Genomic DNA, 24169 nt, shown 5'->3' with positions numbered 1-24169 from the left:
TCTTGTGGTGAGACCTTCTTCTACCAGGACCCCACGCCCACATCGCCTTCAGGCCCCCAGCCCTCCCCATTCCACTGAGATCACCTCATTGAAATCGCACGTCCAATTTCAATGAGCCTTTTCATCCTGTCCGGCTGGTGACCGCGAAGCACGACCGACACCGCGCGTCGCGGGTCGCAGGCGCCGCAGGCGCATAGCCCACCCCCCCGCAACCGGCACCGCCGCGGGTTCTCAGACTGTGCCCGCCCGACCTGGGCTCTTGGCGAGGCCAGTCCCGTTCGCCGTGTATTGGTCATACACAAAAACGGGATCCCGCAGCCAGGCGGCGTCTGAGGTTCCGCCACCCGCACCGCCACGCAAAACGAGCCTGGAAAACCTCAATGGAAATTGCGGGCTGGGTGCGGACTACGGGCGCTGGGCGCGGTCGTGGGCCCGCTGCGCTTCTTGCCGGTCGGCTTCCGCTCCGGTCGCGATCGGCGCGGTGAGCCACTGGCGCGGGATGCCGAAGGCGGCGACCAGGTCCACCGCGTGCGGGCGGATCTGGCGGCACAGCTCGTTGACCGCCTCAGTGATCGCCTTCGACCGGCGCGGCGAGATCCGCTCGTGCTCCAGGAACCAGGCGCGGTCCTCCTCGATCGTGGAGAGCACGAAAAGGTCGCACACCTTGTTCAGCAGCGCCGCGGTCTCCTCGTCGCGGCAGCGCTCGATCGCGCCGACGAACGCCTCCAGCAGCTGCCGCTCCACGTGCACGCGGCCCGCGCGCAGCACGTGGTCCTGCGCGCTGTTGAACACCTCGAAACCGTTGTCGCGGTCGGCCTTCCGCAGTCGGCGGCCGAGACCGTCGAGGACGTGGCGCTCGCGCTCGTCGAACATCTTGAGCTGCCAGCCGCGGTCGAGGATGTCGTCCTTGCCCGAGCCGTCCATGATCCGCTGCACCAGGGAACGCGTGGCGCTGCGCTCGATCACCGCGCCGACGAACTGGTCGGCGAGGAACTTGGCCAGGCCGAGCGTGCCGAGGTCGGAGAACTGGTCCTTGTAGTCGGTCAGCAGCCCCTTGGCGACCAGCTGCAGCAGCACCGTGTTGTCGCCTTCGAAGGTGGTGAAGACGTCGGTGTCGGCCTTGAGCTGCGCCAGCTGGTTCTCCGCCAGGTAGCCCGCGCCGCCGCACGCCTCGCGGCAGGTCTGGATGGTGCGGGTGGCGTGCCAGGTGGTGATCGCCTTCAGCCCGGCCGCGCGGGATTCCAGCTCGCGCTGCGCCCGCTCGTCGGCCGGCGCGTCGTGCAGGCTCGCGACCAGCTCTTCCTGCGCGAAGTGCAGGGCGAAGGTCTTGGCCAGCGCGGGCAGCAGTTTCCGCTGGTGTGCCAGGTAGTCCAGCACCACGACCTCGTCGTCGGAGCCGGGCCGGCCGAACTGGCGGCGCGTATCGCCGTAGCGCAGCGCGATCTCCAGCGCGAGCTTGGCGGCGCTGCCCGAAGTGCCCGCCACCGACACCCGGCCGCGGATCAGCGTGCCGAGCATGGTGAAGAACCGCTTGCCCTTGCTAGCGATCGGGCTGCTGTAGGTGCCGTCCTCGGCGACGTCGCCGTAGCGGTTGAGCAGCGCCTCGCGCGGCACCCGGACCTGGTCGAAGACGATCCGTCCGTTGTCCACGCCGTTGAGCCCGGCCTTGCGGCCGCAGTCGGTGATCTCCACACCTGGCAACGAATTCCCGGCCTGGTCGCGGATCGGCACCAGCAGCGCGTGCACGCCGTGGCTCTCCCCGCCGGTGATCAGCTGTGCGAAGACCACCGCCATCCGACCGTCGCGGGCGGCGTTGCCGATGTACTCCTTGCGCGCCGCTTCGTGCGGCGTGTGCACCACGAACTCCTGCGACTCCGGGTCGTAGGTGGCGGTGGTGCGCAGGTTCTGGACGTCCGAGCCGTGGCCGGTCTCGGTCATCGCGAAGCAGCCCGGCAGCTCCACGCTCATGATGTCGCGCAGGTAGCGCTCGTGGTGGCGTTCGGTGCCCAGCGCGACGACCGCGCCGCCGAACAGTCCCCATTGGACACCGGACTTGACCATCAGCGACAGGTTCCCGGGCAGCATCTCCAGGGACACCACCGAACCACCGGTGTCGCCGCTGCCGCCGTAGGCGGACGGGAAGCCGAGGCCGAGGACGCCGGTCTTGGCCAGCTGCTGCAGCTGCTCGAGGGTCCGCGCGCGGTGGCTCTCGGTGTCGAGGTCGTCAGCGGGCGCCAGATCGACGCCGTCCAGCGCCTCCCGGACCTGGTCGCGGACGTGCGCCCAGCGCCCGTCCAGCAACGTCGTCAGCTCGCCTGCGTCGAATGCCATCGCGGCCTCCACTCGTCGGTACCGACTGCTCCAAGCGTAGTTACCGACGAGTAACTTTGCCACGTGACCTGTCTCTCCAGCACATTTGACCTTCACCTCGGGGCAAGCCGCAGGGTCGGGGAACCGGGCGAGGAGCCCGGCACGAGGAGGTGAGACGTGGACGGACTGAGCATCGGTGAATTCGCACGTGCCTCGGGCCTGACGCCCAAGGCACTGCGACTCTACGACGAACTCGGACTCCTGCCACCCGAGCACGTCGACCAGCGCACCGGCTACCGGACCTACGTCCTTGACCAGCTGGGCAAAGCCCAGCTGGTCGCCCGGCTGCGCGCGCTCGGCATGCCGCTGGCCCGGATCCGGGTGGTCGTCGACCTGCCACCGCTGGCCGCCGCTGCGGAAGTCATGTCGTACTGGCGGCAGGTCGAAGCCGAGACCGCAGCCCGCCGCGAACACGCCACCGCACTCGTGACCGACCTGTCCAGGAAGGACTTCGCCGTGACCAGCACTTCGGAATGGGAACTGCGCTGCGCCGCCCGCACGGACCGCGGGCTGGTGCGGCGAAGCAACGAGGATTCGGTGCTCGCGGGCTCGCGGTTGTTCGCCGTGGCCGACGGATTCGGGATGGAAGGCGAAGAACGAGCCGCCAGCAGCGCTGCACTCGAAGCTCTCGGCTCACTGGACTCCGAGACGCCGAGCGGTGATCTGCTGCGCGAACTCGGTGACGCGACCGGCTCTGCGCGTCGGGCGGTGCACGAATTCTCCGGCACCGAGCGGGAGCACGTCGGCACCACGCTGACGGCGATGCTGTGGTCCGGATCCGGATTCGCCCTCGCCCACGTGGGAGATTCGCGCGCGTACTTGTTGCGCGGCGGCGAACTCACGCAGATCACCCACGACCACACCTTCCTCCAGTCCCTTGTGGACGATGGCAGGCTGACCCCGGAAGAAGCTGCGGCCCACCCGAAGCGCGCCGAACTGCTGCGCGCGCTGCACCGCGACAGCAGCGCGGAACCGGATCTGCACCTGCGCGAAGCCCACACCGGGGATCGCTACCTGCTGTCCTCGGACGGACTGCACGCCGTGCTGAGCGACCGAGAACTGCGGGACGTCCTCGACTCCGCCACCAGCCCGCAGGACGCGGTCGACCGCTTCGTGCAGCAGGTCCACGACGCCGGAGCCCCCGACAACGTCTCCTGCGTGGTGATCGACGCCGTCGCCCACGGCTGAGGTTTCCCAATTTTAGGGAAATTTGGAAACCCCTCTGAAAAGCGGAAAGCCGCCCCGCAGGAGTTGTGGGGCGGCTTTTCCGGGGGCGTCAGGCGACGACGTTGACCAGGCGACCCGGGACCACGATGACCTTGCGCGGTTCCTTGCCGTCCAGGGCGGCGGCGATCTTCTCGTCCGCCAGCGCCGCGGCCTTCACCGCGTCCTGGTCCGCCGAGGCCGGCACCACGACGCGGGAGCGGACCTTGCCGTTGACCTGGATCGGGTACTCCGCGGTGTCCTCGACCAGGTACTCCTCGTCGGCCACCGGGAACGGGCCGTGCGCCAGGCTCGCCGCGTTGCCCAGCCGGGCCCACAGCTCCTCGGCCAGGTGCGGCGTCAGCGGCGCGACCATCAGCACCAGCGGCTCCACCATCGCGCGCGGGGAGCCCGCCGCGGACGCGTAGGCCTTGGTGATCCGGTTGTTGAACTCGATCAGCTTCGCCACCGCGGTGTTGAACCGCAGCTCCGCGTAGTCCTCGCGGACCCCGGCGATGGTCTTGTGCAGCGCGCGCACCATCTCGACGTCCGGCTGCTCGTCGGTCACCCGCAGCTCACCGGTGTTCTCGTCGACGACGTTGCGCCACAGCCGCTGCAGGAACCGGTGCGAACCCACGACGTCCTTGGTCGCCCACGGCCGCGAGGAGTCCAGCGGACCCATCGCCATCTCGTACAGCCGCAGCGTGTCCGCGCCGTAGGCGTCGGCCATCTCGTCCGGGGAGACGGAGTTCTTCAGGCTCTTGCCCATCTTCCCGTACTCGCGGCGGACTTCCTCGCCTTGGAAGAAGAACTTGCCGTCGCGCTCCTCCACCTCGTCGGCCGGGACGTAGACGCCGCGCGAGTCGGTGTAGGCGTAGGCCTGGATGTAACCCTGGTTGAACAGCCGCCGGTACGGTTCCTCCGCCGACAGGTGCCCCAGGTCGAACAGCACCTTCTGCCAGAACCGCGAGTACAGCAGGTGCAGCACGGCGTGCTCCATGCCACCGATGTACAGGTCCACGCCACCCGGGTCGCGCGGGCCGTGCAGCTCCGGCCGCTTGCCCATCCAGTACTGCTCGTTGGCCGGGTCGACGAACTGCTCGCTGTTGTCCGGGTCGATGTAGCGCAGCTGGTACCAGCAGGAACCGGCCCACTGCGGCATCACGTTGGTGTCCCGCTGGTAGTGCTTCAGCCCGTCGCCCAGGTCCAGCTCGACGTTGGCCCACTCGGTGGCCTTGGCCAGCGGCGGCTCCGGGCTGCTGTCGGCGTCCTCCGGTTCGAAGGTGCGCGGCGAGTAGTCCGCGACCTCGGGCAGCACCACCGGCAGCTGGTCCTCGGGCAGGCCCTGCGGCAGGCCGTCCTCGCCGTAGACGATGGGGAACGGCTCGCCCCAGTAGCGCTGCCGGGCGAACAGCCAGTCGCGCAGCTTGTACTGCACGGTGCCGCGGCCGTGGCCGTGCTCCTCCAGCCAGGTGGTGATCGCCTTCTTGGCGTCGTCCAGCTCCAGGCCGTTCAGGTCCAGCCCGATCTGCGGGTTCGCGGAGTTGATCCGCGGCCCGGAACCGGTGAAGGCACCGCCCTCGAAGTCCGCCGGGGGCTGCACGGTGCGCACGATCGGCAGGCCGAAGACCTCGGCGAACTCGTGGTCGCGGGTGTCCTCGCCGGGCACCGCCATGATCGCGCCGGTGCCGTAGCCCATCAGCACGTAGTCGGCGATGAACACCGGGATCTGCTGGCCGTTGACCGGGTTGGTGGCCCAGGCACCGGTGAAGACGCCGGTCTTCTCCTTGTTCTCCTGGCGGTCCAGGTCGGACTTCATCGACGCCGCGCGCCGGTACTGCGCGACGGCCTCCGCCGGGGTTGCCGCACCGCCGGTCCAGCGGTCGTCCGCGCCTTCCGGCCAGGCGTCCGCGGTCAGCTCGTCGACCAGCGGGTGCTCCGGGGCCAGCACCATGTACGTCACGCCGAACAGCGTGTCCGGGCGGGTGGTGAAGACCTCGACGTGGTGCGCGGAGCCGTCCAGCGGGAACACCACGTTCGCGCCCTGCGAGCGGCCGATCCAGTTCCGCTGCATGGTCTTGACCTGCTCCGACCAGTCCAGCCGGTCCAGGTCGTCGACCAGGCGGTCGGCGTAGGCGGTGATCCGCATCATCCACTGCTTCAGGTTGCGGCGGAAGACCGGGAAGTTGCCGCGCTCGGTCAGGCCGTCCGCGGTGACCTCCTCGTTGGCCACCACGGTGCCCAGACCCGGCGCCCAGTTGACCGGCGCCTCGGAGACGTAGGCCAGGCGGTGCGAGTCGATGATCTCGCGCTGCTCGGCGCGGGTCAGCTCGCTCCACGCACGCCCGTCCGGGGTGGCGCGCTCACCGTTGGCGAACTGGTCCTCCAGCTCGCTGATCGGCCGCGCCCGGCCCGCCTCGGTGTCGTACCAGGCGTTGAAGATCTGCAGGAAGATCCACTGCGTCCAGCGGTAGAAGTCGATGTCGGTGGTGGCGATCCGGCGGCGCTCGTCGTGGCCCAGGCCCAGGCGGCGGATCTGCCCCAGGTACCGCTCGATGTTCTGCTCGGTGGTGGTCCGCGGGTGGGTCCCGGTCTGCACCGCGTACTGCTCGGCAGGCAGGCCGAAGGAGTCGAAGCCCATGGTGTGCAGGACGTTGCGGCCCTGCATCCGGTTGAACCGGGCGTAGACGTCGGTGCCGATGAAGCCCAGCGGGTGGCCGACGTGCAGGCCCGCGCCCGAGGGGTACGGGAACATGTCCTGGACGAACAGCTTGTCCTCGGGCACATCGCCCTTGAGCGACCCGGCCGGGTTGGGCGCGTGGAAGGTGCCGCGCTCCTCCCACCGGTTCTGCCACCGCTGCTCGATCTCGACCGCCGTCTCCGCGGTGTAGCGGTGCTGCGGAACCTCTTCGGTCGAGGTCTCTGCCTGGCCACTCATGGGTTTGTGTCCTTCCCTGCCTTATCGCCCTCGAACGCGCGAGTCGTGCGCTCTTAGTGTGCCGCCTGCGAAAAATGGAAAACCCCCCAGGCCCTGCCGGGCATGAGGGGTCGCCGCGTTGACGTCGCCTAACGGACGGTCAACGCGGCCTCGCAAGGAGCAGCCTCGCGCACATACCAACCAGGGTAGCCGAGCTCACCAAACCCATTTCCCCAGCAGACGGCTGCGGCTACTCGTGAACGCTCGAAGCATGCTCTGGTGATCTACTGGCGAGCAGAGGTAGCCGCGCTCTTCGATCCCGTGGAGCCGCAGGCGACGGAAAGAAAATGCCCCGAGCGGCGTGCGTGCTAGCGCAGAGGCGGCCCCGGGGCGTACGCGTCCGAGACTAGCACGACCCGACCACGCAGCTGGGGGAAAACGATGTCGGACAGCTCCGCCGACTGGGCGATCAAGGTGCTGTCGCCCGCGCGAATGGCGCCGTACCTCGCGACCGCGTCGATCTGTCGAACTTGGGATCGGCGAAGGCATTTCCGACCTCGCGAACCGTGCTGCTCGGCGAGGTCTGCGACGTGCTCGCCGGACCGAGCGGCATGCTCCGCGAGATCCCCGCGGACGAGCACGGGGTACCGGTGCTCAGTCCCCGCAACTTGCGCCGGAACCGGCTCGTCCAGGAGAAGTCGGAGCGCGTCGACCCGATCGCACGCGAGAAGCTGACCCGCTACCTGCTCAAATCCGACGACGTCCTTTGCTCGCGCACCGGCACCATCGGCCGGACCGCGCTCGTGACAACCGAGCACGAGGGGTCACTGTTCGGTCCCGGGTTCCTCCGGCTGCGGCCGCGCGATCCCAGACTGAGCAACCACTACCTGCTCCACCACCTCGCGACCGAGCAGGCGCAGGACTGGATGAAAGCGCACTGCGCGAGAGCCACGATTCCGAGTTTGAGCGCGAAGACCATGCGTGAGATGCCGATCTCGCTTCCGCCACGGGACCAGCAGGAGGCGATCGTCGAGGTCATGAACAGTCTCGACGAGCAGCTGGCGCTGCGTGACGAAGTCGCCGACACCACCGAACGGCTCAAGCACCAGCTCGGTCTGCTCATCGGCGCCGGCGACTTCCCGCTGCGCGGCTAGCTCAGCGCACCGCGAGGGTGATCAGCTGGGTGGTCTGGGTGGGGGAGAAGTTGTCGTCGCTGACCAGGACGAGGCTGCGGCGGCCGTCCGGCAGGCGCGGGCCCCAGGTCATACCCTCGACGTTGTCGATCGTGCTCAGGTCCAGGTCGGCCAGGTCGACCAGCAGCTCCTTGCGCAGCGGGCGCACGTTCGCGTCGGCCAGCGACTCGACGTCGCGCACGTTCGTGGCTCCCCGCAGGTCGACCCGGTAGATCCGGATCGAGTTGCCGACGCCGGTGACGAACGAGCGCTCCATCACCAGGTACTGACCACCCCGATCGGCCAGGATCGCGCTGACCCCGTTGTTGCTGAAACCGCCGGTCGGCGACTCGGCGAACACCGGGTCCAGCGGGTAGGCGTACTGGCCGAGGACACGGCCGTCGCGGGTCTGCACGCTGATGCGGGACAGGGCGCCGTGCTCGGCGGTCGGCGACTCGCCGTCCTGGAGCAGCGGGCCCTCCATCGCGGTGACCACCCGGGTGCCGCCGTCGGCCAGCGTCAGCCCCTCCAGCACCTCGTTCTGCTTCGGCCCGGTCTCCGGCCGCATCAGAAGGTTGTCCGGAATCGGCAGGTCACCGGTGGAGGTGCCGTCGGCGCTCGCGCGGCGGATCGTCGGGTCGATCAGCTGCTGGTCGCGCTCACCCTCGCTGGTCCACCAGAGCTCGCGGCTCCACGGGTCCCAGCGCACGTCCTCCGGGTCCACGGTGCCCTTCGGGTAGGTCGTGCCGTCCGGGCGCAGCAGGGGCTTCGTGCCGGTCAGCCGGAACTCGACGCCTTCGAAGCGGCCGGTGTAGATCCGTGCCGGCTGCTTGTCGGAGCGGTCGTCGCTGATCAGCACCCATTCCCCGGTCCGCGGGTCGTAGTCCAGCCCGGACAACCCGCCGATCGTGGTGCCGTCGAACTGCATCGCGTGCGGCAGGGTCGTCTCGCCGACCAGCTCGACCCGGTCGGTCCCGGCCTCAGCCGGGGCCGCCGCCACGACCAGCAACCCGGCGGTCAACAGCCCGCTCAGCACAGTTGTCTTCACCATGCCCACAGCACACCTGACCGGGGTGTCCGGCAAGTGTCGATCAGGTCGCGGCTCGCCCCATCGGGCCACAGTTTCAATTGAAACTGTGATCCGCCGTGGGTGGGATTTACAGTTTCAATTGAAACTGTGGTTCCCCGGCGCCGGGACGAACAGGGGATCTGGTGCGGGTAAGTGCACCGTGACGCAGGTCAAGTCGGGTGTTCTCCTACGCTGGTGAGGTGCTCGCTGTTCAGGTGATCCTCTGCGCGATCTTGGTCCTCGGCGGGGCAGCTCTGCTGCTGCTCGGCTTCCGGGGGCTGCGTGGGCAGCTGCCCCGCAACCGCTACGTCGGTGTCCGCACCCCCGCCGCCATGAGCAGCGACGAAGCCTTCGGCGTCGCCAACCGCGCGGCCGGGCCCGCGATGCTGGCCGGTGGCGCGGCGGCCGTGCTGGCCGGTGCGTCGCTGCCGGTGCTGGCCTCGACGTTCTCCGTGGTGATGATCTCGGTGTTCGGTCTGGTCGGGGCGTTCGCGCTGATGACCGCGGGCGGCGTGGTCGGCAACCGCGCGGCCGAGGCGATGCCCGCCCCGGCGCCCGCCGGTGGTTGCGGCGGCTGCGCCGGCGGCTGCTGCAGCTCGCTCCCTCGCGGCTGATCAGGACGCGATCCGGCAATACCCCTCGAGCCGAGGCCGCTCGTGGCGGCCTACCTGGTCACGGACACCGTCGTCGACGCCTACCTGTCCACCTCCGACGAGCTCACCAAGCTGGAGCAGCGCGTCTTCGCGCCTGGCCGGGACGACGTGACCCCGGACCTGTACTCGCTGAAGCGGGAGGTGCTGGAGGCCCGCGACGCCGTCGAGCCGTTGCTGCCGGTGGCGCACCGGCTGGTCCAGCCGAACAACGGCGAGACCGCGATCCTCGTGATCATCGGAGCCTGCACCGGCCTCTACGCGGCCCTCCGCCACAACCGCTGGCTCCAAGTTGTCCACAACTAGTTGTGCACAACCCTGTGGACAACTGTGGATAACTGGGGAGGCCTCGGGACAACTCCTCAGTACCTGTCGGCGAATGCCGTCCACGCTTGTGGAAGCGGCGTCAGCCGCTTGCGTCCACCTTCGCAGCAGGTTCCGCGCAGCGACCACGCAAGCAACGCAACGGGTTCTCAGTTGAGGCGGACGTCTCCGGGGTGCGTGGCGAGGAAGGCCAGCGGCGGTCCCTGGCGGCGCAGCACCCGGCTCCACAGCTCGGTGCCGGGGTCTGCGATCACGTCGTCCGGCAACGCCGGGACCACGATCCAGTCGCCGCGCTCGATCTCGCCCGCCAGCTGCCCCGGTTCCCAACCCGCGTAGCCGGCGAAGAAGCGAAGGCCTCGCGTCTTCGGCACCAGGGCGTCGGGGTCGCCGTCGAGGTCGACCAGACCGACCGGGCCGCGCACGCCGACCATGCCCGTGATCGCCGCGGTGTCCTCACCCGCGCGCAGAGTCGCCAAGCAGATCGCGGTGCGCTGCTCGACGGGGCCGCCGACGAACAACGACTGCGGCTCGGTCGCGTGCTGCCCCCACTTCGGCAGCACCTCGTGCACCGTGACCTCGCTCGGCCGGTTCAGCACGACGCCCAGGGTGCCCTCGGCGCGGTGGTGAATGACGTACACGACGGTTCGCCGGAAGTTCCGGTCCGCCAGCTGTGGAGCGGCAACGAGCAGCGTCCCCGGTTCCACGTCCGCGTCTGATCCCACCAACCCATGATCTCACTGGTTGCCCGGGCACGGACAGAGCTCAGCGGGACCAATAACAGTGATTAATCAAAAATTATGAATAACAGCGTGAAGTAGCACACACTATTACTACTGACCTTCTGGCCTGCGATTTCAGGATCAGGGAACGTCGATGCCCTGCGCACGGGCCCAGACCTTGAGCTCCTCGACGGCTTCCTCGTGGGACATCGGTCCGCGGTCGAGGCGCAGCTCCTTGAGGTGCTTCCAGGCCTTGCCGACCACCGGTCCGGGGTCGACGCCGAGCAGCCGCATGATCTCGTTGCCGTCCAGATCGGGCCGGACCTTCGCCAGGTCCTCCTCGGCCGCGATCCGCTCGATGCGCTCCTCCAGGTCGTCGTAGGAGCGCTGCAACGACGCCGCCTTGCGCTTGTTGCGGGTCGTGCAGTCCGCGCGCACCAGCTTGTGCAGCCGGGACAGCAGCGGGCCCGCATCGTTGACGTAGCGGCGCACCGCCGCGTCGGTCCAGTGGCCGTCGCTGTAGCCGTGGAACCGCAGGTGGAGGAACACCAGGTCGGCGACCTGATTGATCACGTCCTTGGAGTAGCGCAGCGCGCGCAGCCGCTTGCGGGTCATCTTCGCGCCGACCACCTCGTGGTGGTGGAAGCTCACGCCGCCGCCGGACTCGAAGCGCCGGGTCCCCGGCTTGCCGATGTCGTGCAGCAGCGCGGCCAGCCGAAGCACCAGGTCCGGCTCGCCGTCCGGGTTCTCCGCGCGCTCCAGGTCGATCGCCTGGTCCAGCACCGTCAGCGAGTGCCGGTAGACGTCCTTGTGCTGGTGGTGCTCGTCGATCTCCAGCTTCATCGCCGGCACCTCGGGCAGCACGTGATCAGCCAGCCCGGTGTCCACCAGCAGCTCGACGCCGCGCCGCGGGTACTCGCCGCACAGCAACTTGGACAGCTCGACCTGGATCCGCTCCGGGGTGATCCGGGTGATCTCGGCGGCCATGTCGGTCATCGCCTGGACCACCCGGTCGCTGGCGGTGAACCCGAGCTGGGAGACGAACCGGGCGGCGCGCAGCATGCGCAGCGGGTCGTCGGCGAAGGAATCCTCCGGGGCGGCGGGGGTGTCCAGCCGCCGGGCGGCCAGGTCGGCCATGCCGTCGTGCAGGTCGACGAACGACCGGCCGGGCAGCTCGATGGCCATCGCGTTCACGGTGAAGTCGCGGCGCACCAGGTCACCCTCGATGGTGTCGCCGAAGGCGACGTCGGGGTTGCGGCCCACCCGGTCGTAGGTGTCGGCGCGGAAGGTGGTGATCTCCACCGTCGTCCCGTGCCGGAAGGCGCCGAGGGTGCCGAACTCGATCCCGGTGTCCCAGATCGTCTCGGCCCAACCGCTCAACAGCTCGCGGACCTGTTCCGGGCGCGCCTCGGTGGTGAAGTCCAGATCGGTGCCCAGCCGCCCTAGCAGCGCGTCCCGCACGCTGCCGCCGACCAGGAACAGCCGGTGCCCAGCAGCGGCGAACCGCTCGGCCAGCTCCTCCGCGATGGGAGCGACCCGCACGAGCTCGACCACGGCATTGCGCTGCGCTTGGCGTTCCCGCGCCTGCAGCTCGGCGGACGCGGCGGAGTCGTGGTGCGAAGGAGTGGACACGATTTACCAGGATATCGGCCCCACCCCCCACCCAATCACCCCTCCGCACCCAACAATGCCCACCCCGCAATCAGGCGGAAGCTGGGGTTCCGTTACTCGCACCGCCACGCAAACCAGCCGCCAGAAACAAGCACGCCCTGATCGCACTACCATCGGCTGCATGCCCCCGTCGCCCGGCCGCTCCGGCGGTGCTCAGCCGGGGCGTCGGAACCGACGCCGAAGGCGCAGGCTGCGGACCGTCGACGAGACGTCCGCCGGTGGGCTGGTGGTGAACAGCAGCGAGAGGCTCGCTGCGATCATCGGGAGGCTGGACCGCAAGGGACGACTGCTGTGGTCGCTGCCGAAGGGGCACATCGAGGCCGGTGAGACCCCGGAGCAGACCGCAGTGCGCGAGGTCGCCGAGGAGACCGGGATCATCGGTCGGGTCGTGACCCCGATCGGCACCATCGACTACTGGTTCGTCGCGGGCAACCGGCGCATACACAAGACCGTGCACCACTTCCTGCTGGATGCGGTGGGCGGTGAGCTTTCCGACGAGGACGTGGAGGTCACCGAGGTGGCGTGGGTGCCGCTTGGTGAGCTGGAGGATGTGCTGGCCTACGCCGACGAGCGTCGGCTGGTGCGCCGCGCGCTGAGCTTGCGCGGCGACGGTGCGGACGGGACGAGCGATCGGCTCAGGGCCCGTCCGGTGCGAGGTAGCGGGACGGAGCCGGGTTGAGGTATCTGCTGGCCGCGATGGTCGCGGTGCTGGTGATAGCGGGGCTTCCGGCGGGCTTGGCTCCGCAGGTCGCGGCTCAAGGCGAGAATCTCGTCCAATTAGATGTGACCAAGATCACACCCTCCGTGGTCGCGGACGGCGGTCCCGGCGAGGTCGTCATCACCGGCCGGTTGACCAACACCGGCGACAGCCAGATCAACGACATCGAGGCCCGCGTCCAGCGCGGCAACGCGACCACCACCGAGCCCGCCGTGCAGCACGCCATGCGCAGCGCCACGCCGACGGTCACCGAACCGGCCTTCAGCCCGATCGCGGATGGCCTGGCGCCGGGGCAGCAGACCGACGTCGAGATCCGCATCCCGCTGACCGGCCCGAACTCGCTGCAGCTCACCGAGCCCGGCGTCTACCCGCTGCTGGTCAACGTCAACGGCGTCTCGGCCTCGGGCGGCCGGGCGCGGGTCGCCGAGTCGCGCTTCCTGCTGCCGGTGCTCAGCACTCCGGGCAATCCGGCGCCGCCGCCCCCGCACCCCACCGACGTCAGCATGGTGGTGCCGATCGTCGACTACCCGCGGCTGGAGCGGGAGGCGCTGCCCGGCATGCGCCCGGTGCTGGTCGACGACACGCTGTCCACCTCGCTGGCCCCCGGCGGTCGGCTGTACGACCTGGTGCAGGCCGTGACCGACAGCGCGCCCTCGGGTTCGCCGCTGGGCAGCTCGCTGTGCTTCGCCATCGACCCGGACCTGCTGATCACCGTCCGCGCCATGCAGGGGCCCTACCAGGTGCGCCAGCCGAACAACTCGCTCGCCGACGGCATCGGCACCGGCGCCGCGAACCTGTGGCTGAGCAAGCTAAAGGAGGCCACCTCCGGTCGTTGCGTGATCGCGCTGCCCTACGCCGACGCCGACGTGGTGGCGCTGGGGCGCGCGGGTCTGCCGGACCTGGTCAACCTCGCGATGGACGGCGCCAACCTGCTCAAGGACAAGAACACGCTGGGCGTCGAGCCGCGCAGCGTGCTCTGGCCCGTCGAGGGCGCGCTGGCCGATCCGCCGAGCGGCAACCTGCCCCGCACCGCGCTGGTGGAACCGCAGGCGCTGAACATCCCGGACGGTTCGCTGGACCCGGTGCGCATCCGCGGCCGAGACATGACCGCCATCCCGATCGACCCCCTGCTGACCAGCGCACTCGACCCGCTGCACGACACCGGGCAGAAGACCACCGCTCTCTCGCCGCCGAACGCGCAGCTGGAGTCGGTGCAGAACGCGCTCGGTGCGCTCGCCTTCCGGGCGACCCAGGGCTCCGTCGGCGACGCCACCTCGGTGATGGTGCCGCCGCGCCGCTGGGACGTCCGCGGCGACGACCTCCGCAGCCTGCTCGACGGCATGCAGAACCTCGCCGACGCCGGGCTGATCCACCCCAAGGCGCTGCCCGAGCCGAACCCCGCGACGCTGCCCGAGGCCGACCTCAACTACCCGGTCGAGTCCGGCTCGTCCGAGGTGGCGCAGCCGGTCCTGCAGCAGCTGGCCGAGCAGAACTTCAAGGTCGGCGACCTGTACCGGTCCTCCCAGCGCGATCCGTCCACCGACGTGGAGCCGGGGCGGATCACCACGCCGCTGGCCAACGGGCTGCTGCGCGGCGCGTCCAGCGCGTGGCGCGGTGACGCGAACGCCGCCGAGCACTGGGTGAACCTGGCCGGGCGCACCATCGACGAGATCCTCGACAAGGTCGACATCGAGGAGTCGCAGACCAGGCTGGTCGGCGCCTCCCCGGACAGCCCGACCCCGCTGACCGTGGTCAACGACCTGCCTGTCACGGTGGGCGTTGTGTTCCGCATCCCGCCGGTGCCGGGCGTGCAGGTAGAGCACGACTTCGGCGGGGTGGCCACCATCCCGGCGAACGGCCGGCGGGTGTTCTGGCTGCAGACCACGGCGCAGCGCGCCGGTACCTTCACCCTCGACGTCACGGTGACCACCAAGGACGGCACCCAGTTCGGCAGCACGAAGCGGCTGCCGTACAACTCGGGCAACTACGGGCCACTGATCCTGATCATCACCGGGGGTGCCGCCGCGCTGCTGGTGCTCATGTCCGGGCGGCGGATCTTCAAGCGGTTCCGGGCCAGGCAGCGGCGCCAGGCGGCGGAGCAGTCCGGAGAGGAATCCCGATCGGAGGAGGCACCTCCGGACACACCCGAGACCGCGCAGATCGCCACCACCGACGGTGATCGAAACCCGAGCTGAGATCCTGGTCGGTACGCCCTCCCGTCACACTTTCAGGGGGGCGTGCCGAGAAGTCGACAGGACGGGCGGGGTCACTCCTGCGCGGGCGAAGGATTTGAGGCAGTGAACCGAGACAGGGATGCCGGGCGACCGGGCGATCGCGCACCGCAGCCCGGAGCGCACCCCACCATGCCGATCCGGCGACCGGACACCGCCCAGCCACGTCCAGCACCGCCGATGGCGACCCCGCAGAACGGTCGCCGCGGGTGGCACGTCGCCGAGACCCAGCCGATCGCGGCGGTCCCGCCGGAACCCGGCATGGACCAGGCCGTGGAGCAGGCCACCGAGCAGACCCAGGTGATCCGCCCGGTCTCGCCGGGCAAGGGCAAGCCGTCGCTGCTCAAGGCCAGCGGTTCGATGGCCATCGCGACCCTGACCAGCCGGATCACCGGCTTCCTGTGGAAGCTGATGCTGGCCGGGGTGATCGGCTTCGGCATCGTCAACGACTCGTTCAACGTCGCGAACACGCTGCCGAACATGCTCTTCGAGCTGCTCATCGGCGGTGTGCTGACCAGCGTCGTGGTGCCGGTCCTGGTGCGCGCCCGCAAGGGCGACGCCGACGGCGGCGAGCGGTTCGTGCAGCAGTTGATGACGCTGGCGGTCGTGGTGCTGGCCGTGGGCACGCTGCTGGCGATGATCGCCGCTCCGCTGCTGACCGTGGCGCTGGTCTCCGAATCCGACGCGTCGAACCGGGACCTGGTCACCGCGTTCGCCTACCTGCTGCTGCCGCAGATCTTCTTCTACGGGCTCAGCGCCCTGGTCGGCGCGGTCCTGCAGGCCAAGCAGATCTTCAGCCCGCCGGCCTGGGCACCGGTGGTGAACAACCTGGTGGTCATCGTGACCATCGGCGCGCTCGCGCTGATGCCGGGCGAGATCTCGCTGAACCCAGTCTCGATGACCGACCCGCAGCTGCTCGTGCTGGGCCTCGGCGTCACCTTCGGCGTGATCTGCCAGGCGGTCGTGCAGCTGCCCGCGCTGCGCCGGACCGGTTTCCGGATGCGCTGGCGGTGGGGTTGGGACCGGCGGCTCTCGGAGTTCGGCGGACTCGCGCTGTGGATGCTCGGCTACGTCGCGATCAGCCAGGTCGGTCTGATCGCGCTCAGCCGGGTGGCCACCGCGAACGCCCCGGGCGCCTGGTCGACCTACAGCTACGTGTGGATGCTGCTGCAGCTGCCCTACGGGGTCATCGGCTTCTCGATCATGACCGCGATCCTGCCGCGGATGAGCGCCGCCGCCGCGGACGGCGACTACGCGAAGGTCATCGACGACCTCTCGCTGGGCAACCGGCTGTCCACTGTGACCCTGCTGCCGGTCAGCGCGGTGATGACCGTGCTTGGCGTGCCGCTGTCGCTGGCGCTGTTCGCGGTCAGGCCCGACATGTCCGGTCAGGCGAACATCCTCGGCCTCGCGCTGGCCGTCTCCGCGTTCGGCGTGCTGCCGTACGCGCTGACGATGATGCAGATGCGCACGTTCAACGCGTTGAGCGACGCGCGCACCCCGACGGTGATCATGCTAGTGATGACCGTCGCCAAGGTGCTGATGGCCGTCGCGTTGCCCGCGCTGCTGGAGCCCGAGAACATCGTCTACGGGCTGACCTTCGTGAACTCGTTCACCTTCATCATCGGCTGGCTGGTCGGCGAGATCTGGCTGCGGTTCCGGCTCGGCCAGCTGGGCAGCAGGCGCTTCATCCGGACGCTGGCGAAGACGCTGCTGGCTTCAGTCCTCGGTGGACTGCTCTGCGCGCTCAGCGTGTCCGCGGTGGGCTCGCTGATGTCCGGACCGGCGAACGCGTTGACCGGATGGCTGCAGCTCCTCGTGGGCTCGGTGGTCGGTTTCGGCTCGATCTTCGGGCTGATGTCGGTGCTGCGGGTACCCGAACTGCAGCCCGCCTTCGGGCGGCTCACCGGTTTGCTGCGTCGTCGCTGACTTCCGCGTCACGTACCCTCGGTGTCGAAGTCTCCTCCTGTGCGGGGAAGAGGGGTGGTACGCATCCCCTTGCGGACCAGGAGGAGCGGGAGAGGGAAGGTGACCAGCAAACCCACCGAGCAGATCGCTGCGGACTGCGACGATTCCGGCGAAGAGGGTTCGGCCGAGCAGGAGCTGACCCCAGGTAGAGTGCTGGACCACGGCCGGTACCGGCTCCTTTCCCAAGCCGGCACCGACAACCGCTGCAACGCGCAGCTGTGGCGCGCCAAGGACGGCGTGCTGGGTCGTGACGTCGCGCTGACCATCCTGGTCGGCGACCGCTCGGACGCCGAAGCGGCGTCCAGCGCGCGGCGCACCCTGGAACGCGCGATGCACGCCAGCACGTTCAACCACATGGGCGTGGCCCGCGTCCTCGACGTCGTCACACCGAACTCGAACGACCCGGACGGCGTCCTCGGCATCGTGATCGCCGAGTGGACGCACGGCACCGACCTGCTCGACCTGGTCGCTGAAGGCCCGCTGCCGCCCGGCACCGCGGCCCGCCTGCTGCAGCCGCTGGCCGCAGCCGTCGAAGCGGCGCACCACGCAGGTCTGGTGCTCGGCGCCGACCACCCGCAGCGGATCCGGGTGACGCCGGACGGCGAGATCCGGATGGCCTTCCCGGGCCCGATGGCCCAGGCCACCTCCAGCGACGATGTGCGCGGTCTGGGTGCCACGCTGTACCTGCTGCTCACCGGCCGGTGGGCGCTCGACGACGCGCCGGAAGGACTGCCGGTCGCCCCGACCGGACCGGACGGCGCCGTGGTCGCGCCGCGCACGTTGCGCCCGACCGTGCCGCTCGAGCTGTCCACTGTGGCGGTGCGCGCTCTGGGCAATCCGGACTCCACCGGCACCACCGGCGGTGTCCGCACCGGTGCCGCGGTGCTGCGCGTCCTGGAGCAGCACGCCACCTTCGAAGCTCCCAGCACCACCGGGCAGAACGGTTCGAGCGGCAGCGAGAACAACGAGGTCTGGCGGCGCGAGGACCCCAAGCCGGACACGGAGAAGCGCAAGAAGCTGATGCTCAGCGTCGGCGTGCTCGCGGTGGCCACCCTGCTGGTGGTCGCCTGGATCGCGACCTCGCTGATCGGCATCTTCACCGATTCCAGCCGCAACAGCGGCACCGGCCAGGTCATCGGCGAGTCCGGCAACCACCCGGGCAACGAGGAACCGCCGCCACCGCCACAGTCGAGCCCGGTGCAGATCACCAACGCGGTCCCGTACAACACCAACGGCACCCCGGACACCCCGGGCCGCATCCCGTACCTGTTCGACGGCGACCCGAACACCTACTGGGCGACGTCGCAGTACCGGCAGCAGCTCGGCCCGGGCGGCATCAGCGACGGCACCGGCGCGGTGCTCACGCTGGCCCACCCGTCGGTGCTGCAGGACCTGGTCATCGACTCGCCGAGCGCGGGCGCCAAGGTCGAGGTCCGGCAGGTCAACGGCACGCAGAACCTGAACGGCACCAAGGTGATCGGTTCCGGGGACCTGAAGGCGGGGGAGACCACGATCAAGCTCCAGCCGGACTCCCCGTCCGAGCAGATCCTGGTGCTGATCACCCAGCTGCCGTCCAGCGGTGGTGAATTCGTCGCCCAGATCAACGAGGTCAAGGTCAACGGCAGCGCGGGCTGAATCGGTGAGCCGGAACACGGGTTGCGGCTCATGTTCCGGCTCACGATCAGTAAAGTGCTGAACCGTGTCTGTCCCCGTGAGATCGGACGCCGAACTCATCGCGGCGCATACCAGCGGAGATCCACACGCGTTCTCCGAGCTCTTCCGCCGACATCGGGATCGGCTGTGGGCTGTTGCGCTGCGCACCATGCGCGACCACGAAGACGCCGCCGACGCGCTTCAGGACGCGATGATCTCGGCCTTCCGAAACGCCTCGTCGTTCCGCGCCGAGTCCCAGGTGACCACCTGGCTGCACCGGATCGTGGTGAACGCCTGCCTGGACCGCATCCGGCGCAGGCAGACCCGACCGACGGTGCCGCTGCCCGAAACCGGTCCGGCCGAACCGGCGGCGCCCCGCGACGCCATCGCCGAGCAGGACACCAAGATGGCCGTCCAGGACGCGCTCGCCGAGCTCCCCGAGGACCAGCGGTCAGCGATCGTGCTGGTGGACGTCGAGGGCTATTCGGTGTCCGAAACCGCGTCGATCCTGGGCATTGCTGAAGGCACCGTGAAGAGTCGGTGCGCGAGGGGGCGGGCCAAGCTCGCCAAACTTCTGGGACACCTGCGGAACCCAAGTGCAGATGCGAACGTCCCAGATGACGCGATGGCCATGCGTCGACGGGAGGGACGATGAGTGGCGAAGACCGGCGCACGGGGGCGCCGCAGGGTCCACCGTGGTCCCTGGACTTGCTAGCCGATCTCCACGCCGGGGTGCTGGACGAGCAGACCGCCGATGAGCTCCGCAGCCAGGTCCAGGACGACCCGGAGGCCAGGGAGATCCTGGCGGCGTTGGACGCCACCAGCGAGGACCTCGCCGAGCTGCCGCCGCTGACGATCCCGGACGACGTGTCGGTGCGCATCGATGCCGCGCTCGAGAACGAGGTCCGGGAGTGGGCCGAACAGCAGCAACACGCGGATGTTCCCACTGCTGCTCCGGCCGCTCCGGCTGCCGAGCAGGGCGCTCAGGTGATCGACTTCGCGGCGGCCAAACAACGCCGCCGGCGGCGCTTCACGCTCGGCGCCGGACTCGTCGGGGTCGCTGCAGCAGCCGCTGCCGTGGTGTTCACTGCGATGCCGAGCAGCACCGAGGTCGGGACGCAGCAAGCACAACCACCGTCGTCCTCGGCTCCCGGCGAGAAACCGCCGCTGGCACTGCAGGGCGACCAGGTCCACCTCAACGGTCAGCAGTTCGCCGAGGTGTTCGCCAGCCGCCAGTACCAAGGCGCGCTGAACGACCCGCAGCAACTGATCGGCTGCTTGCAGGCGAACGGTGTGACCAGCGGAAAACCGCTCGGGGCGCGGGAGATCACGCTCGACGGCAAGCCCGCCCAGCTGCTGGTCCTGCCAGGCGGCGAAACGGGCAAGTTCCGGCTTTTAGCGGTCGCCCCGGACTGCGGTCCGGACAACCCGGCCAAGATCTCCGACAGCACTTTCGGCGGCTGATCGCGGGAGCGAAGTCGTAGATCGGCGCGCGGTGAAGAGGACTACAGTTTCAATTGGAACTGTAGTCCTCTTCACCGCGCGCGTGTGCCCTGGGGCACGGCGTCCCTTGATCGGGAACAGAGCCGAATAGGATCGCGTTGAGCCGGATACGGTCGCGCGCCGAGCGCGGCGAGAACGCTACGACGGAAGGGGCGCGGTGACTGGCGACGTCCGCAACGTGATCATCGTGGGCTCCGGCCCGGCCGGGTACACCGCAGCGGTGTACGCAGCGAGGGCGGAGCTCGAACCACTGGTCTTCGAGGGAACCCAGTTCGGTGGTGCGCTGATGACCACCACCGAAGTGGAGAACTTCCCGGGCTTCAAGGAAGGGATCATGGGTCCCGACCTGATGGAGCAGATGCGTTCCCAGGCCGAGCGCTTCGGCGCCGAGCTGCGCGCCGAGGACGTCGAGCGTCTCGACCTGACCGGTGATGTGAAGACGGTGCTGGCCAACGGCGTGGAGTACCGCGCCAAGGCGGTCATCCTGGCGATGGGCGCCGCTGCTCGCTACCTGGGCGTTCCGGGTGAGGAGCGACTGCTCGGCCACGGCGTGTCGGCCTGCGCGACCTGCGACGGGTTCTTCTTCCGCGACCAGGACATCGCCGTGATCGGCGGTGGCGACTCCGCGATGGAGGAAGCCACGTTCCTGACCCGCTTCGCGCGGTCGGTGACGATCATCCACCGCCGCGACGAGTTCCGCTCCTCGCGGATCATGCTGGAGCGCGCCCGCTCCAACGACAAGATCAAGTGGCTGACCAGCAAGGCGGTCACCGAGGTCGTCGGCGACGGCAGCGTCAGCGGGCTCAAGCTGCGCGACACGGTCACCGGTGAGACCTCCGACCTGGACGTGACCGGCATGTTCGTCGCCATCGGCCACGACCCGCGCAGCCAGCTGGTGCGCGACCAGGTCTCCGTCGACGACGAGGGCTACGTGCAGGTCCAGCAGCCCAGCACGCACACCGGCATCCCCGGCGTGTTCGCCGCGGGCGACCTGGTGGACCACACCTACCGGCAGGCCGTCACCGCCGCCGGATCGGGCTGCGCCGCGGCGATCGACGCCGAGCGCTGGCTCGCCGAACACGACACGCCGACCGCTGAGGTCGCCACCGAGCTCGTCGGCGGCGGCTACGGCTCGGCCCACTGACCCACCAGACCGACCTCCGAGGGAGATGACATGGCCGACAACACCGTGACCGTCGACGCCGACAGCTTCAAGAGCACCGTCCTGGACAGCGACAAGCCCGTCCTGGTGGACTTCTGGGCCACCTGGTGCGGCCCGTGCAAGATGGTCGCCCCGGTCCTCGAGGAGATCGCCTCCGAGAACAGCGACAAGCTCACCGTCGCCAAGCTCGACATCGACAAGAACCCCAGCGTGGCGCGCGACTACCAGGTGATGTCCGTCCCGACGCTGATCGTGTTCCAGAACGGCCAGCCGGTCAAGCAGATCGTCGGCGCCAAGCCGAATGCCGCGCTGGTGTCCGACCTGTCCGACTACCTGTGAATTCGGACTCCATCTGACGCAACCGAATAACGCGGTCCCGCCGTCCAGTCGATATGACCTTTAGGACGGCGGGACCGTGTTTTTGCGCACCAGGAGAGATCGCGCACCCACGGTCCGTTGTCGCACGTCCGCCAGGTGGCACTGGGCCGCAGCGCCGAGTCCGGGCACACAAGGCACAATTACTCGACGGGTTCGTCAAACACGACCCGTCACGCGAACGGGACATCGGGGCGTACCCGACCATCCTCCGCGCCGGTCCGACCGGCGCCTGAATCGAGCGAGGAGTGCATGCAGCTGCTCCACCGCGGTGACGTCGGTCCGGCCGTTGCCGAGATCAGGAACACCCTTGCAGCGCTGGGTCTGCTGGCGGCCAACGGTCGGACGGATCCGGCGCTGTTCGACGACGCGGTGGAACAGGCGGTCCGGGTCTTCCAGCAACAACGCGGCCTGATCACCGACGGCGTCGTGGGCCCGGCGACCTACCGCGCGCTCACCGAGGCCCGCTGGCGGCTCGGCGACCGGTCGCTGGCCTTCCTGGTGTCCAAGCCGATCAGCGGCGACGACGTGTTCGCGCTGCAGGAGCGGCTGCTGGAGCTGGGCTTCGACGCAGGCCGCCCGGACGGCATCTTCGGCCGCGAGACCGAGCAGGCGCTGCGCAGCTTCCAGCGCGAGTACGGCCTGACCCCGGACGGCATCTGCGGCCCGGGCACGCTGCGGGCGCTGCGCCAGCTGGCTCCGAAGGTTCGCGGCGGTCGGCCGGTGTATCTGCGCGAGCAGGAGAAGGTCCGGCGAGCCGGGCCGCGGCTGCGCGGCAAGCGCATCGTGATCGACCCGGGCCACGGCGGCACCGACCGCGGCTCCTGCATCGGCGACGTGTGCGAGGCCGACCTGACCTGGGACCTGGCCCGCCGGCTGGAGGGCCGGATGGTGGCCACCGGCATGGAAGCGCTGATCACCCGCGGGCCCAACTCCTGCCCGCCGGACGCCGATCGTGCCCTGTTCGCCAACGAGGCCGGGGCGGACATGTTCCTGTCCCTGCACATCGACTCCAACCCCTCGCCGCTGGCCGAAGGCGTGGCGAGCTTCCACTTCGGCACCGGCAACGGCACGACGTCGACCGTTGGGGAGGCCCTGGCGGGCTTCCTGCAGCGTGAGATCGTCGCCCGCACGGGCCTGCAGGACTGCCACACCCAGGCCAAGACCTGGGAAGTCCTGCGGCTGACCCGGATGCCCGCGGTGCGGATGGAGCTGGGCTACCTGACCAACGCCCGCGACCGTTCCCGCCTGCTCGACCCGGCGTTCCGCGACGTGATCGCGGAGGGCCTGCTGGTCGCGGTGAAGCGCCTGTACCTGCTGGGCAAGGACGACCAGCCGACCGGCACCTTCACCTTCGACGACCTGCTCCGCCACGAGCTCGCCCGAGCCGAAGGCGCCTGACATCCGCTGGTGACGCAAATTCGATGGAAATTGGACGTCCAATTTCCATCGAATTTGCGTCCAATGAGAGCTAAGTTCCGCATGGCGGAAATTAGTGTCGAGGTTGGGGTGGATTTGTCGACTTGGCGACCTGTCGACTTGGTGACCTGTCGACTCAGGCGCCGCCGATGACCGGTTCAGCCGTCTTGATGGTGACCGAGCTGAGGAGGCGTTCGAGGGCTGCTTCGACGTCTTCCTTCCAGGAGATCGCCGTGCGCAGCTCCAGCCGCATCCGGGGCCACTTGGGGTGCTGGCGGACCGTCTTGAACCCGACCTGCTGCAGGAACCCGGCGGGGATCACGCAGCTATCAGCGGCTTCCTGAAGGTCACCGAAGGCCTCGATGGCCTTGACCCCGCGTCGGGTCAGATCTTTCGCAACGTTCTGCACCAAGACCCGGCCGAGGCCGCTGTGCTCGAACTCCGGCAGCACGCGCAGCGCGGTCATCAGCACGGCGTCCGCGCTGACCGGCGCGGTCGGGAACGCCGCAGCACGCGGCACCGCGGCCGGCGGGGCGTACATCGCATAACCGGCCGGAACGCCGTCGACGTAGATGATCCGTCCGCAGGAGCCCCACTCCAGCAGCACGCTGGAAACCCAGGCCTCCTTCTCCAGTTCGGTCTCGCCGAACTCCTCCGCCTGCTCCCGGATGTGCGGCGCGAGCTCCCAGAAGACGCACCGACGACACCGCTTGGGCAGGTGGTCGAGGTTGTCCAGCGTGACGCCGACGACGCGTCGCGACACCTGACCTCCTGGAAAGACCCGCACGAACCCGCACCACAGGCGGGAATGTCGCCAGGATAAGCGCCCGCGCCCTGACACCGGAAGCTCCGCCGAGCACCGACATCGACTCGATGGGGTGAGATAAGTTACCGACGGGTCAGTTTGACTCATCTCTTCTTTGAAGCGGCGTAGCCGCTTAGCCCACGTACGCAACCGGCACCGCCGCGGGTTCTCAGACGTCGCCTGGCGAGGACAGCCCGTTCGCCGTGTATTGGACATACATAAAAACGGGATCCCGCAGCC

At 69.2% G+C, this 24169-nt stretch carries 19 protein-coding genes; 13 read left to right on the top strand and 6 right to left on the bottom strand.

Going from position 1 to position 24169, the window contains the following annotated elements; translation table 11 throughout:
* Positions 1 to 405: 405 nt before the first annotated feature.
* On the bottom strand, positions 406 to 2331 hold the full coding sequence (locus ACWCO2_RS34330) for an acyl-CoA dehydrogenase family protein (protein WP_450131967.1): 1926 nt from the start codon (positions 2329 to 2331) through the stop codon (positions 406 to 408).
* Between the two features lie 156 nt (positions 2332 to 2487).
* Here ACWCO2_RS34330 and ACWCO2_RS34325 point away from each other — a divergent pair, with 156 nt between their 5' ends.
* On the top strand, positions 2488 to 3558 hold the full coding sequence (locus ACWCO2_RS34325) for a MerR family transcriptional regulator (RefSeq protein WP_450131966.1): 1071 nt from the start codon (positions 2488 to 2490) through the stop codon (positions 3556 to 3558).
* 88 nt (positions 3559 to 3646) lie between these two features.
* Here ACWCO2_RS34325 and leuS read toward each other — a convergent pair whose 3' ends face one another.
* The gene (gene leuS / locus ACWCO2_RS34320) at positions 3647 to 6511 is read right to left on the bottom strand and encodes a leucine--tRNA ligase (protein WP_450131965.1); all 2865 of its coding nucleotides are present in this window, start codon (positions 6509 to 6511) and stop codon (positions 3647 to 3649) included.
* A gap of 509 nt (positions 6512 to 7020) precedes the next feature.
* Between leuS and ACWCO2_RS34315 the strand changes: the two genes are divergently transcribed.
* On the top strand, positions 7021 to 7644 hold the full coding sequence (locus tag ACWCO2_RS34315; RefSeq protein ID WP_450131964.1) for a restriction endonuclease subunit S: 624 nt from the start codon (positions 7021 to 7023) through the stop codon (positions 7642 to 7644).
* 1 nt (position 7645) lies between these two features.
* Here the strand turns inward: ACWCO2_RS34315 and ACWCO2_RS34310 are convergent, their stop codons facing one another.
* Positions 7646 to 8713 carry an esterase-like activity of phytase family protein gene (locus ACWCO2_RS34310; RefSeq protein ID WP_450131963.1) on the bottom strand — a complete coding sequence of 356 codons (1068 nt, stop codon included), beginning with the start codon at positions 8711 to 8713 and terminating at the stop codon, positions 7646 to 7648.
* A gap of 218 nt (positions 8714 to 8931) precedes the next feature.
* Here ACWCO2_RS34310 and ACWCO2_RS34305 point away from each other — a divergent pair, with 218 nt between their 5' ends.
* Together ACWCO2_RS34305 and ACWCO2_RS34300 are read left to right on the top strand one after the other, a co-directional pair.
* Entirely contained in the window at positions 8932 to 9345 is a 414-nt protein-coding gene (locus ACWCO2_RS34305; protein ID WP_450131962.1) for an SdpI family protein, read from the top strand.
* Between the two features lie 42 nt (positions 9346 to 9387).
* Positions 9388 to 9687, top strand: coding sequence for a hypothetical protein (locus ACWCO2_RS34300; RefSeq protein WP_450131961.1), 300 nt, complete (start codon positions 9388 to 9390; stop codon positions 9685 to 9687).
* 167 nt (positions 9688 to 9854) lie between these two features.
* On the opposite strand, the gene ACWCO2_RS34295 is transcribed toward ACWCO2_RS34300, so the two are convergent.
* Together ACWCO2_RS34295 and ACWCO2_RS34290 are read right to left on the bottom strand one after the other, a co-directional pair.
* Positions 9855 to 10427 carry a YqgE/AlgH family protein gene (locus tag ACWCO2_RS34295; protein WP_450131960.1) on the bottom strand — a complete coding sequence of 191 codons (573 nt, stop codon included), beginning with the start codon at positions 10425 to 10427 and terminating at the stop codon, positions 9855 to 9857.
* Positions 10428 to 10565: 138 nt separating this feature from the next.
* On the bottom strand, positions 10566 to 12056 hold the full coding sequence (locus ACWCO2_RS34290) for a CCA tRNA nucleotidyltransferase (RefSeq protein ID WP_450131959.1): 1491 nt from the start codon (positions 12054 to 12056) through the stop codon (positions 10566 to 10568).
* A gap of 160 nt (positions 12057 to 12216) precedes the next feature.
* On the opposite strand from ACWCO2_RS34290, the gene ACWCO2_RS34285 reads away from it, so the two are divergent.
* From ACWCO2_RS34285 to ACWCO2_RS34245, 9 genes are all read left to right on the top strand, one after another.
* On the top strand, positions 12217 to 12774 hold the full coding sequence (locus ACWCO2_RS34285; protein WP_450131958.1) for an NUDIX hydrolase: 558 nt from the start codon (positions 12217 to 12219) through the stop codon (positions 12772 to 12774).
* A complete protein-coding gene (locus ACWCO2_RS34280) occupies positions 12771 to 15008 on the top strand; it encodes a DUF6049 family protein (RefSeq protein ID WP_450131957.1) in 2238 nt (745 codons plus the stop codon). The genes ACWCO2_RS34285 and ACWCO2_RS34280 overlap by 4 nt, the downstream gene beginning before the upstream one ends.
* Positions 15009 to 15110: 102 nt before the next feature.
* Positions 15111 to 16973 (top strand): murein biosynthesis integral membrane protein MurJ, encoded by a 1863-nt coding sequence (gene murJ / locus ACWCO2_RS34275; RefSeq protein ID WP_450131956.1) that lies wholly within the window; start codon positions 15111 to 15113, stop codon positions 16971 to 16973.
* 99 nt (positions 16974 to 17072) lie between these two features.
* Positions 17073 to 18647: a protein kinase family protein gene (locus ACWCO2_RS34270; RefSeq protein WP_450131955.1), complete on the top strand. Its 1575-nt coding sequence runs from the start codon at positions 17073 to 17075 to the stop codon at positions 18645 to 18647.
* Between the two features lie 64 nt (positions 18648 to 18711).
* Positions 18712 to 19320: an RNA polymerase sigma factor SigM gene (sigM, locus tag ACWCO2_RS34265; protein WP_450131954.1), complete on the top strand. Its 609-nt coding sequence runs from the start codon at positions 18712 to 18714 to the stop codon at positions 19318 to 19320.
* A complete protein-coding gene (locus ACWCO2_RS34260) occupies positions 19317 to 20129 on the top strand; it encodes a hypothetical protein (protein WP_450131953.1) in 813 nt (270 codons plus the stop codon). The genes sigM and ACWCO2_RS34260 overlap by 4 nt, the downstream gene beginning before the upstream one ends.
* Before the next feature lie 196 nt (positions 20130 to 20325).
* The gene (gene trxB / locus ACWCO2_RS34255) at positions 20326 to 21312 is read left to right on the top strand and encodes a thioredoxin-disulfide reductase (protein WP_450131952.1); all 987 of its coding nucleotides are present in this window, start codon (positions 20326 to 20328) and stop codon (positions 21310 to 21312) included.
* 30 nt (positions 21313 to 21342) lie between these two features.
* On the top strand, positions 21343 to 21669 hold the full coding sequence (trxA, locus tag ACWCO2_RS34250; RefSeq protein WP_450131951.1) for a thioredoxin: 327 nt from the start codon (positions 21343 to 21345) through the stop codon (positions 21667 to 21669).
* Positions 21670 to 21957: 288 nt separating this feature from the next.
* Positions 21958 to 23106 (top strand): N-acetylmuramoyl-L-alanine amidase, encoded by a 1149-nt coding sequence (locus ACWCO2_RS34245; RefSeq protein WP_450131950.1) that lies wholly within the window; start codon positions 21958 to 21960, stop codon positions 23104 to 23106.
* A gap of 154 nt (positions 23107 to 23260) precedes the next feature.
* Here the strand turns inward: ACWCO2_RS34245 and ACWCO2_RS34240 are convergent, their stop codons facing one another.
* Entirely contained in the window at positions 23261 to 23887 is a 627-nt protein-coding gene (locus tag ACWCO2_RS34240) for a GNAT family N-acetyltransferase (protein ID WP_450131949.1), read from the bottom strand.
* Positions 23888 to 24169 lie beyond the last annotated feature (282 nt).

It is taken from the genome of Saccharopolyspora sp. NPDC002376 (genome assembly GCF_053593195.1).
This window is presented reverse-complemented; position numbering and strand designations above follow the sequence as displayed.